The organism is Phytohabitans flavus (assembly GCF_011764545.1).
GTDB lineage: Bacteria > Actinomycetota > Actinomycetes > Mycobacteriales > Micromonosporaceae > Phytohabitans > Phytohabitans flavus.
Map to the genome: position 1 here is coordinate 7,719,954 of NZ_AP022870.1, position 14,930 is coordinate 7,734,883.

Below are 14,930 nucleotides of genomic sequence, written 5' to 3' on the forward strand. Positions count from 1 at the left end.
ATGTACGGGCGTACCAGATGGAGGCGATGATGGCGTTTGTCTTTCTCGGGCTGGCCATCGCGGCCGAGGTCTTGGGGACCAGCCTGATCAAGAGCACCGAAGGATTCACCAAGCTGTGGCCGACCCTGGCGAGCCTGAGCGCCTACGCGGTCTCGTTCCTCACGCTGTCGATGGCTATCCAGCGGGGCTTGCAGGTCGGCGTCGGGTACGCGATCTGGTCCGGCCTCGGTACGACGCTGATCGTCATCATCGGCGCGCTCTTCCTCAGCGAGCCGATCACGCTCGCCAAGGTGGTCGGGGTGGCGCTGGTGGTCGCCGGTGTCGTCGTCCTCAACCTGGGCGGCGTCCATTGACCAAGCGTGACCCCGAAGGCCGGCGGCGAAAGATCGTCGAGGCGGCTGGGCAGCTCATCGCCGAGGTGGGCGTGGCCGGGCTGACCCATCGGCTGGTGGCCGCGCGGGCCGGTGTGCCGCTGGGCGCGACCACGTACTACTTCACCAGCCTCGACGACCTGTCCGCCGCGGCCCTCCGGCACCTGACCGAGCAGACCACGGCGGAGCTGGACGCCTGGGCTGCCGCCCTGGACACCAGCGCCGACGTGCCGGCGACGCTGGCCGGGCTGATGGCGGACTACCTGACCGACCGGGGGCAGGCGCTGCTGGACACCGAGCTGTACGTCGCCGCCGCGCGCCGGCCGGAGCTGCGCCCGCTGGCAAAGGAGTGGGGTGACAGGCTGACGGGCATCATCGCCGCGCGCGCCGACCCGGCTGCCGCGCGAGCCGCGGTCGTCTTTCTCGACGGGGTGCTCGTGCACGCGCTGGCCCGGGACGAGCCGCTCGACCTGCCCGAACTCACCGCTTCGCTCAGCAAGCTGCTGTCAGGCTAGGGCGCGTAGCCGGGGTAGGAGGTCCTCGGCGAACTGGGTCAGGAAGCGTTCCTGGTCGTGTCCGGGGCTGTGGAAGACGAGGTGGTTGAGGCCGGCGTCCACGTACGGCTTGATCTGGGCGAGCGCCTCGTCCGGGTCGGACGCCACGATCCACCGCTTGGCGACCTGCTCGATTGGGAGTTCGTCGGCGAGGCGTTCCATCTCGGCGGCACTGTCCACGGTGTGCTTCTGCTCGGCAGTCAGTGACAGCGGCGCCCAGAAACGGGTGTTTTCCAGCGCGGCCTGGTGGTCACGGTCGTACGACAGCTTGATCTCGATCATCTTGTCGATCCGGCCCGGGTCCCGGCCGGCCGCCGTCGCGCCTTCGGCCAGCGCGGGATGAGCTTTTCCGTGTACAGGTCCATGCCCTTGCCGGACGTGCAGATGAGCCCGTCGCCGGACCGGCCCGCGTACTTCGCGACCTGTGGGCCGCCGGCCGCGATGTAGATCGGTACCGGCTGCTCGGGACGGTCGTAGATCATGGCGTTGACCAGCTTGTAGTACTCGCCGTCGAAGCTGACCTCGTCCCTAGTCCACAGTGCGCGGATCAGCCGCACCGCCTCGCGCAGCCGCCCGTAACGCTCCTTGAACTCCGGCCACGAAAGCCCCGAAACCGCGATCTCGTTGAGCGCCTCGCCGGTACCCACACCGAGCATCACCCGGTTGTCGTACAGCAACGCCATCGTGGCGAAGGCCTGGGCGATCACCGCCGGGTTGTACCGGAACGTGGGCGTGAGCACGCTCGTGCCGATCCGCACCCGCCGCGTCCGCTCACCCACCGCCGCCATCCAGGCCAGCGCGAACGGCGCGTGTCCGCCCTCGTGCCGCCAGGGCAGGAAATGGTCCGACACAAGCACACTGTCCAGACCGACCTCTTCCGCACGCACCGCGTACTCGACAAGCTGCCGGGGCCCGAACTGCTCCGCCGACGCCTTGTAGCCGATCGTCAGGCCCATCGCTGTCCCTTCCATCGCACTCGTGCCTTCTTCACCAAGGTCACCACCCTGAACCGTACGGCGCTGCCGTCGGCAACGCCCACGAAGGGATATACGCCGAGGGTATATACGCGAGGTATACGCTCAGGGTATGGTCCTTCCATGAGCGTCCCGTTGACCCTCCTCGGCCTGCTTGAGCGCGAGCCCAGCCACGGCTACGACCTCAAGCGCGACTACGACACTTACTTCGGTCGCGGCCGCCCGCTGCCGTTCGGCCAGGTGTACGCGACGCTCGGGCGGCTGGCCCGGGACGGCAAGGTGGTGATCAGCGAGGTGCAGCCGGGGGTCGGGCCGGAGCGCAAGCGCTACGTCATCACCGAGGCGGGCGCGACCGAGTTCGACGCGTGGCTGACCGAGCCGATCGAGGCCGAGCCGCACCTCCAGTCGGTGCTGTTCACCAAGGTCGTGCTCGCGCTCATGCTCGGGCGCCCCGCCCAGGAGTACCTGGACATCCAGCGCGGCGCCCACCTCGAGCGGATGCACCAGCTCACCGAGATCCGCCGCCGCGGCAGCCTTGTCGACGGCCTGCTCGCCGACCACGGCCTCTTCCATCTGGAGGCCGACCTCCGGTGGATCGACACCACCGTGGCCCGGCTCGACGCCCTTCGCGCCGAGGTGGTAAAGCCATGACCGACACGATGATCGAGGCGCGCGATGTCGTGCGTTCGTTCGGCCAGACGCCGGCGCTGCGCGGCGCGACCGTCGCGGTCGCGCCGGGCGAGATCCTCGCGATCATGGGCCCGAGCGGGTCGGGCAAGTCGACGCTGCTGCACTGCCTCGCCGGCATCCTCGTGCCCGACTCCGGAGAGATTCACTTCGACGGTCGCCGGGTCGACACGCTGGACGAGGCCCGGCGCAGTGCGCTACGCCGCGACAGCTTCGGCTTCGTCTTCCAGTTCGGCCAGCTCGTGCCCGAGCTCACCGCCGAGGAAAACGTCGCGCTGCCGCTGCTGCTCGGCGGGACCCGGCGCGAGGCGGCGCTGCGCCAGGCCCGTCCGTGGTTCGCCCGGCTGGGGCTCGACGGACTTGAGCGCCGCCGCTCCGGCGAGCTGTCCGGCGGCCAGGCGCAGCGGGTGGCACTCGCCCGTGGCCTCGTCACGAGTCCGAAGGTGCTCTTCGCCGACGAGCCCACCGGCTCGCTCGACTCGCTCACTGGCGAGCAGGTGTTGGACCAGCTGATCGTCGCCGCGCGCGAGCACGGCACGACGGTCGTGCTGGTCACGCACGAGGCGCGGGTCGCGGCGTACGCGGACCGCCACGTCATGGTCCGCGACGGCAAGGTGGCCGCGCTGGCACCTGAGCGGGTGCTGTCATGATCCGGTTCGGTTTGCGCCTCGCGCTGGCCACCGGGCGGGAAGCGATCGTCCGGCTGGTCATCATCTCGGCCGCGATGGCGGTCGGGGTGGGCCTGTTGCTGGCCACCATCGCCGGCATCCACGCGGTCGGCTCGCAAAACCAGCGGTACGCCTGGCTCAACAGCGGGCTCGTGGGAGAGACCGCTGGGCCGAAGGCGGCCGATCCAATGTGGTGGCTGCTCCGCGACGACTACACGCGGGGCGCTCGGATGGCCCGGCTGGACGTCGCCTCGACCGGTCCGGACGCGCCGGTGCCGCCCGGCATCCCACGGCTGCCCGGACCGGGTGAGTTCTACGCCTCGCCGGCACTGAGCGAGCGCTTGCGCACGACGACGGCGGCCGAGCTGGGCGACAGGTTTCCCGGTCGGGAGATCGGCACGATCGGCGGCGCCGCGCTCCCCTCGCCGGACTCCCTAATGATCATCATCGGCCACTCGCCCGACGAGCTGTCCCAGCAGCCCGACGCGGTACAGGTATCGAGCATCCTGACCACCGATCCGGCCGATTGCAGCCGGTGCGTGATCGGCATCGGCGCAAACGGCATCAGCCTCGTGCTGTCCGTGGTGGCCGGCGCCCTGCTCGTCCCCCTGCTCATCCTCATGGGCACGGCCACCCGCCTCGCCGCCGCCCGACGCGAGCAGCGGTTCGCCGCAATGCGCCTGGTGGGCGCGACGCCCCGGCAGATCTCGGTGATCTCCGCGGTGGAGTCGACGGTCAGCGCCGTGGCCGGCACGATCGCCGGCATCGGCGTGTTCTTCGCGCTCCGGCCGGCGCTCGCCGCGATCCCGTTCACCGGTGAGCGCTTCTTCGCCGGCGACCTTTCGCTCGGCCTTGTCGACGTCGTGCTTGTCGTGCTCGGCGTGCCGCTGGGTGCGGCGGTGGTCGCCCGGTTGGCGCTGCGCCGGGTGCAGATCTCCCCGCTGGGCGTGACCCGCCGGGTGACGCCGCGCCCGCCGCGGGCCTGGCGCCTGGTCGTGCTCGCGGCGGGCATCGTCGAGATGGGCTACTTCGTCGGCCACCGTCCGGAGACGACCAACGGCCAGATCATGGCGTACATGTGCGGGTTCGTGTTGATCATGATTGGGCTCGTGGCGGCCGGGCCTTGGCTCACGCTCGTCGGCTCGCGGGTGCTGGCTGGCCGGGCCCGCCATGCCGCGGCGCTCATCGCGGGGCGGCGGCTCGCGGACAACCCGCAGGCCGGGTTTCGCGCGGTCAGCGGCGTGATGCTGGCGCTCTTCGTCACCAGCGTGGCCACGGGCGTGATCACCACGATCGTCGCCGAGCGGGGCAGCCCCCGGAGCGGCTCGGTGATGAGCAGCGCGCTGACGCAGACCTTCTGGTCAGAGGAGGGCGAAGGGCCGCCCGCGTCGGCGATCCCGCCCGGGCTGGCCTCGGTACCGGGCGTCCAAAGTGTGCATCCGATCTACGCCAACCCGAAGCACGAGCCGAGCGACCCCAACTGGTACCCAGGGATGATCGTCTGTGCCGACCTCGTCCGCACGCCGGAGTTCGGTCGGTGCCCAGATGGTGTCGAGGTGGCCGCGACCTGGCCAAACCTGATGGGGCCGCGCCGCGACTCCGACGAGGCGCCGGTCTTGCCGGCCGCACCGATGGCCGCCGCGGCGGCCCGCCAGCAGCCGCTGCTGTCCGTGATCGTGGCGACCGACGGTTCCAGCGCGGCGATCGACCAGGCGCGCACGGTGCTGGAGGCCGCCTTCCCCGACCGGCGATTCCCCGCCACGGTCAGCGAGTTCGAGAGCGACTTCCGGCAGACGCTCGTGCAGTGGCAGCGGCTGGCCGATGTGGTGATCATCGGCAGCCTCGCGATCGCGGGGTGCAGCCTGGCGGTCAGCGTGGCCGGCGGGCTCACCGAGCGGAAGCGGCCGTTCAGCATGTTGCGGCTCACCGGTGTGCCGCTCGGGCTGCTGCGCCGGGTGGTCGCGCTGGAGAGCGCGGTACCGCTGCTCTTCGTGGCGGTGCTCGCGATCGGCATGGGGTTCGTCGCCGCGCAGCTCTTCCTCACGTCGCAGATGGACTACACGCTGCACGCGCCGGGGGCGGCCTACTACGTGGCGGTCGCGGCCGGCCTGATCGCCTCGCTCGCGATCATCGCTTCCACCCTCCCGCTGCTGCGCCGGATCACCGGTCCGGAGACGGCGCGGAACGAGTAGCAGGGGCAGGGGTCGAGGTCTTTCGTCAAACCGCTGGAAAGTTGCAAAGATTAATCTAGATATTGCGCTGCTGTGTCGGGACGATTACGGTCCCGAGTAGCCCGGCACCCACTTTCTACCGCCCCCGACGAAAGTGAGCAGCGCATGCTTCCCCGCCCACGAACGCTCGCCGGCGCCGCCGCCACAGGTGTGCTTGTCGCCGCCGCCGCGAGCGCCATCCTCGCCACTCCCGCAGCGGCCGCCGGCGGTGCCGGTGCGCCCCTGCCATACGTGCACGTCGAGGCCGAGACCTCGGCGACCAACGGCACGGTGATCGGCCCCAACTACACGTACAACACGCTCGAGGCCGAGGCATCCGGCCGCCGCGCGGTCACGCTCGACGGCACCGGTGAGTTCGTCGAGTTCACCGTCCCGTCGACGGCGAACTCGATGGTGGTGCGGGTCAGCATCCCGGACACCGCGACCGGCTCGGTCTACACCGCGCCGCTCTCGCTCTACGTCGACGGTGCGCGCCAGGCCGACATCACGACGACGAACAAGTACAGCCACCTCTACGGCGGCTACCAGTTCTCCAACACGCCTCAGGGCAACCACCACTGGTTCTACGACGAGTACCAGCGGCTGCTGCCGCAGCTGAACCCCGGCGCCAAGGTACGCATCCAGAAGGACGCGAACAGTTCGGCGTCGTCGTACACGGTGGACTTCATGGAGTTCGAGCAGGTCGCGGGGCCGCTGTCGCAGCCGGCCGGCTCGGTCTCGGTGACCAGCCACGGCGCGGACCCGACCGGCGCGGCCAACTCCACCAACGCGTTCAACGCGGCGATCGCGGCTGCCGGACCGGGCGGCACGGTGTGGATCCCGGCCGGCCGCTTCCTCGTCACCGGCCACCTGGTGCTCAACAACATCAACATCCGTGGCGCCGGCATGTGGCACTCCATCGTGGGCGGCGAGGGCATCGGCTTCTACGGCCGGTGGATCGACCAGGGCGGCAGCACGGCCGTCAACCTGTCGAACTTCCAGATCCGCGGTGAGGTCATCGAGCGCTGCGACTCCTGCCAGGTCAACGGCATCGGTGGTGCGATCTCCAACTCCAACATCAACAACATCTGGATCGAGCACACCAAGGTCGGCATGTGGATGGACGGTCCGATGACCAACCTGACCTTCGACCGCATGCGGGTGCGCAACCAGACCGCCGACGGCATGAACTTCCACAAGGGAGTCACCAACTCCGTCGTCTCGAACAGCCACTTCCGCAACACCGGCGACGACGCGATGGCGATGTGGTCCGACCAGGTGGAGAACGCCGGCAACACGTTCCACCACAACACGGTCGAGCAGACCCAGTGGGCGAACGGCATGGTGATCTACGGCGGCCGCAACAACAGCATGACCGACAACGTGGTGATCGACTCCGGCATCTCGCAGGGCGGCGGCATGCACGTGGCCAACCGCTTCGCCTCCACCCCGCTCGCCGGCACCACCAACGTGCTGCGGAACACGATCATCCGGTCCGGCAGCCTCGACCCCAACTGGCAGTTCGGCGTCGGCGCACTCTGGTTCGACGCCCGCGACGGCGCGATGACCGGCGCGGTCGTGGTCGACGACCTGGTGATCCGCAACTCGCCGTACGAGGCCATCCACTTCGTCTCCGGCTCCAGCATCAGCAACGTGAGCATCCGCAATACGTCGATCGACGGCGTCGGCACGTTCGTGCTTCAGGCCCAGGTCGGTGGCTCGGTGTCCTTCACCAACGTCCAGGCGACCCGGATCGGGCAGGCCAACGCCCCGATCTACAACTGCATGGGCGGCGGCTTCCAGATCGTCAACGGCGGCGGCAACGGCTCGTGGATCAACGGACCGACCTACGCCCAGTGTGGCCAGTGGCCGCAGCCGGTCATCTGGCCGGACTCGGCCGGGCTGACGGTGGCGCCGAGCGCGCTCGACTTCGGCTCCCAGGGCACCGGTACCACCAGCGCGGCCCGCGCTGTCTCGGTCAGCAACAACGGCTCGGCCGCGGTATCGCTCAGCGGCGTCTCGGTGACCGGCGACTTCGCGCAGACCAACAATTGCGGTACCTCGCTCGCGGCCGGCGCGTCCTGCACGGTCAACGTGACGTTCCGGCCGACCGCTGCGGGCAACCGTACCGGCACGCTCACGATCGCCAACTCGGCCGCACCGGCCACCGCCAGCCTCTCCGGGGTCGGCGTGGCGCCTGGTCCGGTCCTGAACGCCAACCCGGGCTCGCTCTCGTTCGGCGCGACGACGGTCGGCTCGACCACGGCCGCGCAGAGCGTGACGGTCACCAACAGCGGTACGTCGAGCGCTACCGTCTCGGGCGTCTCGGCCTCCGGTGACTTCGCGCAGACCAACAACTGCGGCACGCTCGCCGTCGGTGCGTCCTGCGCGGTCAACGTGACCTTCAGCCCGACCGCCGAGGGGACGCGCACCGGCTCGGTCACGATCAACAGCAACGCCAACAACAGCCCGACCACGGTCGGTCTCTCCGGCAGCGGCATCGGCTCGAACACCAACATCGCCGCCGGCAAGCCGGCGTCCGCGAGCAGCCAGGCGAACGGGTCGCTGGTACCCGGCAACGTGACGGACGGCAACGCCGCCACGTACTGGGAGAGCACCAACGGCTCGTTCCCGCAGTGGGTGCAGGTGGACCTCGGCGCGGCGACGAACGTCGGGCGGATCGCGCTGAAGCTCCCGCCGGACGCGGCGTGGGCCACCCGTACCCAGACGCTGTCGGTGCAGACCAGCACCAACGGCTCGTCGTTCACCACGGTTGTGCCGTCGGCGGGGTACACGTTCAACCCGGCGACCGCCAACACGGTGAGCATCGGCCTGCCGGCGGGTACCAGCGCCCGGTACGTCCGCGTCAACATCACCGGCAACACCGGCTGGAGCGCGGGCCAGGCCTCGGAGTTCGAGATCTACCCGGGCAGTGGCAGCCCGGGCGGTGCCACGCTCTCGGCGGGTACGTCGTCGCTGAGCTTCGGCTCGGTGCCGGTCGGTGGCGCCAGCGGTGCGCAGGCGGTGACGGTCTCCAACACCGGCAGCGCGGCCGCCACGATCACCGGCGTCTCGGTCACGGGTGACTTCACGCAGACCAACACCTGCGGTAGCTCGCTCGCGGCCGGCGCGTCCTGCACGGTCAACGTGACCTTCCGGCCGACCGCCACGGGCGCCCGCACCGGCACGCTGACGGTCAACAGCAGCGCCACCAACAGCCCGACCACGGTGGCGCTCTCCGGCACGGGTGGCGGCACCACGAGCGTCAACCTGGCGGCGGGCCGGCCGGCGAGCGCGTCGAGCCAGCAGCAGAACTACGGTGCGGGCAACGTCACCGACGCCGACCAGAACACGTACTGGGAGAGCGCCAACAACGCGTTCCCGCAGTGGGTGCAGGTCGACCTCGGTTCGGCGCAGAGCGCCAGCCGCGTGGTGCTCCAGCTCCCCGCCTCGTGGGGCGCCCGTAACCAGACGCTCTCCATCCAGGGCAGCACCAACGGCAGTACGTGGACGACGGTGGCCGCCTCGGCGACGTACAACTTCGCGCCTACGGTCACGATCAACTTCCCGGCGACCACCCAGCGCTACTTCCGGGTGAACATCACCGCGAACACCGGCTGGCCGGCTGGCCAGATCTCGTCGTTCCAGGTCTGGAACACCTGACTGTAAATATTGTGGAGCGATGACGTGGGAGGCAGGCGCGCCGGGAGTGGTGCGCCTGCCTTCCGGTCGTCTCCTCCGCGGCCGTGGGCTGCGCCGCCGGCCGCCGCTCGGACCCGAGCCGGACTTCGGCCTGTACCTGCTCGGCGGCCCGCCGCCACCGATGGAGTGGGCGAGCCGGTGGGTCCGGTGGCCGGACTTCTGGCTGCCCAAAGACCGTGACGACGCCCGTGCCGCCCTGCGCGAGACGTGGGAGCGGGCGGCCGGCGAGCGGGTCGAGATCGCGTGCGTCTTCGGCCGGGGCCGCACCGGTACCGCTCTGGCCTGCCTCGCCGTGCTTGACGGCGTGCCGCCGGGCGAGGCGGTCGGCTGGGTCCGCGCGCGGTACGACAAGCGCGCGGTCGAGACGCCGTGGCAGAAGCGCTACGTACGGCGGGCGTGGACGTGACGGTGGTAGCCCTCCTCAACCCGCCGGTGCGGCTGGGCTGACCCGGAGGCCGGCGCAGACGATCTCCACGATGCGGTCGAGCGCGGCCTCGTCCGTGCTGCCGCCCGGGTGGGCCTGGCAGCCGACCATCAGCGCCTTGACGTCCGCGAACTCCACATCGGACCGGACCGAGCCGGCCTCCTGGGCCATGGCGAGCAGCGTGCGGAGCCGGCCCGAGATGTCGTAGCCCGCCTCGACGCCGGCCGCGTCCAGGTCGTAGCCAGCGCCGGCCAGTGCCTCGGCGAGCCCCCGGTTTGTCGCGCCCTCGTGCACCAGCGTGGCGAAGAGCCGGAAGAACGCCTCGCCCGGCTCCTCGCTGGCGGCGAGCGCGTCGGCCTCGGCGGTGAGCCGCTCCATCCGCTCCAGCAGGATCGCCGCGTACAGCGACTCCTTGGTGGGGAAGTGCCGGCTCACCGTGCCGGTGCCCACGCCTGCCCGGCGGGCGATCTCGTGGATCGGCACCCCGAGCCCTTCGGCGGCGAAGACCTCGGCGGCGACCGCCAGCACCCGGGCGCGGTTACGCCGGGCATCGGCACGGAGCTCTCTGGCCACGCACACTCCTCCATTGCTAAGCGGGACGACCGTCCCGTATGGTGCAGGAGAAGCGGGACGCCCATCCCGGATTTTATCTCAGGAGGTGCGTGATGGCACTGCGCTGGACCGAGGCAGAAGTGTCGGATCAAAGCGGTCGGGTGGCCCCAGTTCGCCGGGCATCCGGCCAAGATCAGCTCATCACCCCAGTCGTGCGAGGTCGCGGCCCAGCGTCGCCTCTGGGAGCTGTCGGAGGGATCGACCGGCGTGAGGATCGATGTGCGCGAACTGTTGACGAACCAGTGACATATCTGAAACCTTAGACATCTGCGTCCGCAAGAATTCGATCCACGGGCGCAAGAAGCTAGCAGAAGTACGCGTTAAACACCACCGCCATGCCGCACGGCTGTCCCGGACCAGCGGCGCTCCACCTCTGTCGTTCACCAGCACTAGGGGACACCATGAGACGGAAACAGCTCAGCTGGCGGCTGATCAGCGGCTTCCTCGCCGCGGGTCTTGTCTTCGCCGGGCTCGCACCCACCCCAGCGACCGCAGCCGGCGGGCCTAACCTGGCCGCCGGCCGCACCGCGTCGGCCAGCGGGTCCACCGGGCCGTACACCGCGGGCAACGTCAACGACGGCAACCCGGCCTCCTACTGGGAGAGCCCCAACAACGCGCTGCCCCAATGGGTGCAGATCGACCTCGGCAGCAGCGTGAGCATCGACCAGGTCGTGCTCAAGCTGCCGGCCAACTGGGAGACCCGTACGCAGACGCTGAGCGTGCAGGGAAGCACCAACGGCACCAACTTCAGCACCCTCTCCGCGTCGGCCGGCCGGGTGTTCAACCCGGCGAGCGGCAACGCGGTCACCATCAACTTCACCGCGGCGAGCGCCCGGTACGTGCGGGTGAACGTCACCGCCAACACCGGCTGGCCGGCCGGGCAGGTCTCCGAGTTCGAGATCTACGGGGCCAGCGGCGGTAGCGGCAACCTCGCCACCGGCAAGGTGCTCACCGCGAGCAGCGCGCAGGGCGGCCAGGGCGCCAACCTCGCGAACGACGGCAACCAGGGCAGCTACTGGGAGAGCGCCAACAACGCGTTCCCGCAGTGGATCCAGGTCGACCTCGGCGCGGCGGCGAACGTGAGCCGGGTCGTGCTGAAGCTGCCGACCGGCTGGGGCGCGCGGACGCAGACGCTGGCCGTACAGGGCAGCACGAACGGGAGCACCTTCAGCACGCTCTCCGCGTCGGCGGGCCGGGCGTTCGACCCGGCGTCGGCCAACACCGTCACGATCGACTTCACCGCCGCGTCCACCCGGTACGTGCGGGTGAACATCACCGCGAACTCCGCCTGGCCGGCCGCGCAGATCAGCGAGTTCGAGGTGTACGGGACGACAAGCGGTGACACCCAGGCGCCCTCCGCGCCCGGCAACCTCACCCTGACCCAGCCGGCCGCCGGGCAGATCCGGCTGGCCTGGACCGCGTCCACCGACAACGTCGGCGTGACCGGCTACATCGTGTACCGCGACACCACGCCGGTCGCGACGCTGGCCGGCAACGTCCTTTCGTACACGGAGAACCAGCCGGACACCGCGACGGTGGAGTACTTCGTGCGGGCCCGGGACGCGGCCGGCAACCAGTCCGCGGACAGCAACCACGTCACCCGGACGGGTACCGGTCCCGGCGACACCCAGCCGCCGAGCGCGCCGGGGAGCCTCGCGTTCACCCAGCCAGCCAGCGGGCAGATCCGCCTGACCTGGAGCGCGTCCACGGACAACGTGGGCGTCACCGGGTACACGATCTTCGCGAACGGCGCGGAGCGGGCGAGCGTGGCGGGCAACGTGCTCACGTACACGGACACCCAGCCGACGACCGCGACGGTGGAGTACTTCGTGCGGGCGCGCGATGCGGCCGGCAACGTCTCGGCCGACAGCAACCACGTCACCCGGGTCGGGGAGAACCCGCCGGGCGGCACCAACGTGGCCGCGGGCAAGCCGATGGAGGAGTCCTCGCACGTCCACTCGTTCGTGGCAGCCAACGCCAACGACGGAAACCTCGCCACCTACTGGGAGTCGGCCGGCTTCCCGGCGACGCTGACCGTGAAGCTCGGCGCCAACGCGGACATCACCTCGGTGACGGTCAAGCTCAACCCCGACTCGGCGTGGGGGCGCGTACCCAGAACATCGAGGTCCTCGGCCGCGACCAGGGCGCGACCGCGTACACCTCGCTGAAGGCCGCCGCGACGTACAGCTTCAGCCCGTCCGGCAACCAGAACTCGGTGACGATCCCGGTCACCGGCCGTACGGCGGACGTGCAGCTGCGCTTCACCGCCAACAGCGGTGCGCCCGGTGGGCAGGTCGCCGAGGTGCAGGTCATCGGCACCATGGCGCCCAACCCCGACCTTGTCGTGAGTGCGGCCAGCTGGACCCCGGCCGCGCCGAACGAGACGAGTGCGATCACCCTCACGGCCACCGTCCGCAACGACGGCTCGGCGGCCTCCGGGCGACCTCGGTCAACTTCAACCTCGGCGGCGCGCTGGTCGGCAGCGCTCCGGTCGCAGGCCTCGCCGCGGGCGCCTCGGCGACCGTCACCTTCAACGCCGGCACCCGGCCGATGGGCAGCTACAGCTACACCGCCACGGTCGACCCGGCCAACCAGATCGTCGAGCAGAACAACGCCAACAACAGCTTCACCGCACCGTCGCCGCTGGTGGTGGCCCAGGCACCCGGTCCGGACCTCCAGGTCACCAACATCACCTCCAACCCGCCGAACCCGGCGGTCGGCGCCTCCGTCACGTTCACCGTGGCGGTCAACAACCGCGGCACCACCGCGAGTGGCGCGACCACGGTGACCCGGGTGGTGGTGGGCGGCACGACGCTCAACACCAACACCGCCTCGATCGCCGCCGGCGCGACGGTCAACGTGGCGATCACCGGCAGCTGGACCGCGACAAGCGGCGGCGCCACCATCACGGCCACCGCCGACGCGACGAACGTGGTCACCGAGACGAACGAGACCAACAACTCGCTCGCCCGGTCGATCGTGGTCGGGCGGGGCGCCGCGGTGCCGTACACCGAGTACGAGGCCGAGGCCGCCGACTACCAGGGCACGCTGCTGGTGGCCGACCCGCTGCGCACGTTCGGGCACACCAACTTCGCGACCGAGTCCTCGGGCGGCAGTCGGTGCGGCTGAACAGCACCGGGCAGTTCGTCGAGTTCACCTCGACGAACCAGGCGAACTCGATCGTGGTCCGCAACTCCATCCCGGACTCGCCGAGTGGCGGCGGCCAGGACGCCACGATCAGCCTCTACGTCAACGGCACCTTCGCCCAGAAGATCACGCTGTCGTCCCGCAACAGCTGGCTCTACGGCACGACGGACGACACCGAGTCGCTCTCGAACTCGCCGCAGGCCAACGCCCGCCGGCTCTTCGACGAGTCGAACCTGCTGCTCGGCCAGAGCTACCCGCCGGGTACCAAGTTCAAGCTCCAGCGGGACGCGAACGACGGCGCGCAGTTCTACATCATCGACCTGATCGACCTGGAGCAGGTGGCGCCGGCGCTGTCCCAGCCCGCTGGCTGCACGTCGATCACGCAGTACGGCGCGGTGGCGAATGACAACGTCGACGACAGCGCGGCGATCCAGCGGGCTGTGACCGACGACGAGAACGGTGTCATCAGCTGCGTGTGGATCCCGGCCGGCCAGTGGCGCCAGGAGCAGAAGATCCTCTCGCCGGACCCGACCCGGGGCCAGTACAACCAGAAGGGCATCCGGAACGCCGTCATCCGCGGCGCGGGCATGTGGCACACCAAGCTCTACACGAACACCGAGCCGCAGAACGTGCAGGGCAACATCAACCACCCGCACGAGGGCAACGTCGGGTTCGACATCGACGACAACACCCAGATCTCGGACCTGGCCATCTTCGGTATGACCACCAACCGGGCCAACCGCGGCCACGGGATCAACGGGCGGCTCGGCAAGAACACGCGGATCAGCAACGTGTGGATCGAGCACGTCAACGTCGGCGCCTGGGTCGGCCGCGACTACTCGGACACCCCCGCGTACTGGAACCCCGGCGACGGCATCGACTTCTCCGGGGTCCGGATCCGCAACACGTACGCCGACGGCGTCAACTTCGCCAACAGCACCCGGAACTCGCGGGTGTTCAACTCCTCGTTCCGCACCACCGGTGACGACTCGCTGGCGGTCTGGTCGAGCACCTATGTCCGCGACCAGGCGACGGACATCGGGCACGACAACCACTTCACCAACAACACGATCCAGCTTCCGTGGCGGGCGAACGGTATCGCCATCTACGGCGGCTACGGCAACACGGCCGAAAACAATCTGATCTACGACACGATGAACTACCCGGGCATCATGCTGGCTACCGACCACAGCCCGCAGCCGTTCTCCGGTACGACGCTGCTCGCCAACAACGGGCTCTACCGGTGCGGCGGCGTCTTCTGGGGCGAGCAGCAGGAGTTCGGCGCCATTACGATCTTCGCTCCGGGTCGGGACATTCCCGGGGTCGTCATCCGCGACAGCGACATCATTGATTCCACGTACGACGGCATCCAGTTCAAGGCGGGTGGCGGCAACGTACCCGGCGTGGTGATCACGAATGTGCGGATCGACAAGTCCAACAACGGCGCCGGCATCCTGGCGATGGGCAGCGCCCGCGGCAGCGCGACGCTGACCAACGTCACCATCACCAACTCGGGGACCGGAAACATCGTCATCGAGCCTGGTTCGCAGTTCCAGATCACCGGCGGCTAGCCGGCACGCG

At 69.8% G+C, this 14,930-nt stretch carries 10 protein-coding genes and 1 pseudogene; 8 read left to right on the forward strand and 3 right to left on the reverse strand.

From position 1 onward, the window contains the following. Positions 1-29 precede the first annotated feature (29 nt). Both Pflav_RS34180 and Pflav_RS34185 read left to right on the forward strand, forming a co-directional pair. A complete protein-coding gene (locus Pflav_RS34180; protein ID WP_173040864.1) occupies positions 30-353 on the forward strand; it encodes a DMT family transporter in 324 nt (107 codons plus the stop codon). Beyond that, a complete protein-coding gene (locus Pflav_RS34185; protein ID WP_173040865.1) occupies positions 350-886 on the forward strand; it encodes a TetR/AcrR family transcriptional regulator in 537 nt (178 codons plus the stop codon). Before Pflav_RS34180 ends, Pflav_RS34185 begins: the two co-directional genes overlap by 4 nt. Here the strand turns inward: Pflav_RS34185 and Pflav_RS46565 are convergent. After that, on the reverse strand, positions 878-1,207 hold the full coding sequence (locus tag Pflav_RS46565) for an LLM class oxidoreductase (RefSeq protein WP_232072225.1): 330 nt from the start codon (positions 1,205-1,207) through the stop codon (positions 878-880). The two genes, Pflav_RS34185 and Pflav_RS46565, sit on opposite strands and share 9 nt — an antisense overlap. Next, positions 1,204-1,896: a TIGR03557 family F420-dependent LLM class oxidoreductase gene (locus Pflav_RS34190; protein WP_232072227.1), complete on the reverse strand. Its 693-nt coding sequence runs from the start codon at positions 1,894-1,896 to the stop codon at positions 1,204-1,206. Before Pflav_RS34190 ends, Pflav_RS46565 begins: the two co-directional genes overlap by 4 nt. 126 nt (positions 1,897-2,022) lie before the next feature. Here Pflav_RS34190 and Pflav_RS34195 point away from each other — a divergent pair, with 126 nt between their 5' ends. From Pflav_RS34195 to Pflav_RS34215, 5 genes are all read left to right on the forward strand, one after another. Beyond that, the gene (locus Pflav_RS34195; RefSeq protein ID WP_173040866.1) at positions 2,023-2,550 is read left to right on the forward strand and encodes a PadR family transcriptional regulator; all 528 of its coding nucleotides are present in this window, start codon (positions 2,023-2,025) and stop codon (positions 2,548-2,550) included. Then, positions 2,547-3,236, forward strand: coding sequence for an ABC transporter ATP-binding protein (locus Pflav_RS34200; protein ID WP_173040867.1), 690 nt, complete (start codon positions 2,547-2,549; stop codon positions 3,234-3,236). Before Pflav_RS34195 ends, Pflav_RS34200 begins: the two co-directional genes overlap by 4 nt. Then, the gene (locus Pflav_RS34205) at positions 3,233-5,446 is read left to right on the forward strand and encodes an FtsX-like permease family protein (RefSeq protein WP_173040868.1); all 2,214 of its coding nucleotides are present in this window, start codon (positions 3,233-3,235) and stop codon (positions 5,444-5,446) included. Before Pflav_RS34200 ends, Pflav_RS34205 begins: the two co-directional genes overlap by 4 nt. Before the next feature lie 144 nt (positions 5,447-5,590). Then, positions 5,591-9,127, forward strand: a complete 3,537-nt coding sequence (locus tag Pflav_RS34210; protein ID WP_173040869.1) for a choice-of-anchor D domain-containing protein — start codon at positions 5,591-5,593, stop codon at positions 9,125-9,127. Positions 9,128-9,146: 19 nt separating this feature from the next. Continuing rightward, positions 9,147-9,572: a protein-tyrosine phosphatase family protein gene (locus Pflav_RS34215; RefSeq protein WP_173040870.1), complete on the forward strand. Its 426-nt coding sequence runs from the start codon at positions 9,147-9,149 to the stop codon at positions 9,570-9,572. Positions 9,573-9,587: 15 nt separating this feature from the next. On the opposite strand, the gene Pflav_RS34220 is transcribed toward Pflav_RS34215, so the two are convergent. Continuing rightward, positions 9,588-10,163: a TetR/AcrR family transcriptional regulator gene (locus Pflav_RS34220; protein ID WP_173040871.1), complete on the reverse strand. Its 576-nt coding sequence runs from the start codon at positions 10,161-10,163 to the stop codon at positions 9,588-9,590. Between the two features lie 440 nt (positions 10,164-10,603). On the opposite strand from Pflav_RS34220, the pseudogene Pflav_RS49150 reads away from it, so the two are divergent. Next, positions 10,604-14,920: pseudogene (locus Pflav_RS49150) on the forward strand (galactose-binding domain-containing protein). The last annotated feature ends 10 nt before the right edge of the window (positions 14,921-14,930 follow it).